This is a genomic window from Gracilinema caldarium, from assembly GCF_029265695.1.
Taxonomy (GTDB): Bacteria; Spirochaetota; Spirochaetia; order Treponematales; family Breznakiellaceae; genus Gracilinema; species Gracilinema caldarium_A.
In genome coordinates this window covers 1-1,516 of sequence record NZ_JAJUHW010000088.1, presented here as the reverse complement: position 1 = coordinate 1,516, position 1,516 = coordinate 1, and the positions used below count along the sequence as shown (strand labels likewise).

General features: G+C 51.3%; 2 protein-coding genes. One reads left to right on the top strand and one right to left on the bottom strand.

Translation table 11 applies throughout. The features are described from left to right. On the top strand, positions 1-387 hold a 387-nt coding region (thrH, locus tag Q7P68_RS13980), incomplete at its 5' end, for a bifunctional phosphoserine phosphatase/homoserine phosphotransferase ThrH (protein ID WP_304226700.1). Here the strand turns inward: thrH and era are convergent. Continuing rightward, positions 371-1,276, bottom strand: a complete 906-nt coding sequence (gene era / locus Q7P68_RS13975) for a GTPase Era (protein WP_304226698.1) — start codon at positions 1,274-1,276, stop codon at positions 371-373. The two genes, thrH and era, sit on opposite strands and share 17 nt — an antisense overlap. Between the last annotated feature and the right edge of the window lie 240 nt (positions 1,277-1,516).

Genomic DNA, 1,516 nt, shown 5'->3' with positions numbered 1-1,516 from the left:
TTTTTGCATCGGCTCCGTTCAAAAACCCAGGTGATTATTCTCTCGGACACCTTCGAAGAATTTGCCCGGCCCCTTATGGCTAAGCTAGACTACCCCACCCTATTCTGCAACAACCTGGTCATTGCAGAGGACGGCACCGTAACAGACTACCGGCTCAGGCAAAGGGATGGCAAAATGCACGCCGTGCGGGCCCTTAAATCTATCAACATGGACGTCTTTGCGGCCGGAGACTCTTTTAACGACCTGGCTATGATACGGGAAGCCGACGAGGGCTGCCTCTTCCGGGCCCCGGAAAGCATCCGTACAAGCTGTACGGACCTGGATTGTATCGAAAGCTACCAGGACCTCCTGGGACGCATCGATCGCTTTCTTATGACCGCTCGATAAGGCGTCGCAGAACCGCATCGTTCTGTCGCCAATCCGAGGCAACCTTGACCCGAAGGTCCAGTTCTACCTTCCAGTCAAAGATGCGGTTCAGCTCCTTTTGGGCACTTTGCCTGATGGTTTTAATCATCTCACCACCCTTACCAACCACAATTCCTTTTTGAGACTCCCGTTCCACGAGGATAAAGGCCCGGACCCAAAGCCGCTGGCCGTCATTCCGTAGTTCTGTATCCGCCACATCCACATAAATAGAATGAGGGAGCTCTTCCCGCAGGTTATTTATTGCCTTTTCGCGGATAATCTCTGCGATTCTGAACTGGACATCCTGGTCTGTGTAAGTGTCTTCAGGATACAGCCGGGGACCTTCGGGGGCCAGTGCAAAGAGGAACTGTAATAGCTCCTGCACACCGGTACCGTTTTTCGCAGAGATTTCCCGTCGGCGCTCCTCCGGGATGCCAGGCAGTTTTTCTTTCAGAAAGGTATGAACAGTTGCTGGGTCAGCGCGCTTGTCATCAACTTTATTTATAGCTATTACGGTCCTGTCTGGGTACGCCCTGCTGTACTGGACGGCACGGGCGAGTTCTTCTTCTTCCGCTCCCATGGGCCGGGACGCATCTATGAGGTACAGCACAAGCTCCGATTCTTCCAGCGCCCGGTCAGCCAATTCCACGAGTTTCCGGTTCAGTTTTTTTTCCGATATATGCCGTCCCGGGGTATCCACAAAGACAAGCTGGCCCATTTCTCGGTTCACAATACCCCGAATCATGTTTCGAGTCGTCTGGGGAACGGAGCTAACAATAGACACCTTTTGCCCGCAGAGGGTGTTGATAAGGGTAGACTTTCCCGCCGAAGGCCGGCCCACCACTGCCACAAAGGCTGCTTTTTCTGCCATAGTTATTCCTTAGGTTCGACCGTTGCAGGGTCGACAATTGCCGTTACAAGAAAAATTAAGTATCATGAATATACAGCAATAACCTGTTCTAAGCAATCAAGATAAGGGGAACACGTTCATGCATGAAGCATTACCGGAAGAACTGCTGCGCTATTTCCTTTACTTTAGTTTTAGTGCTTTTTTGGGCTGGGTGCTTGAATCGACCTATCGGTCAATGACAGAAAAACGTTTTGTAAACGC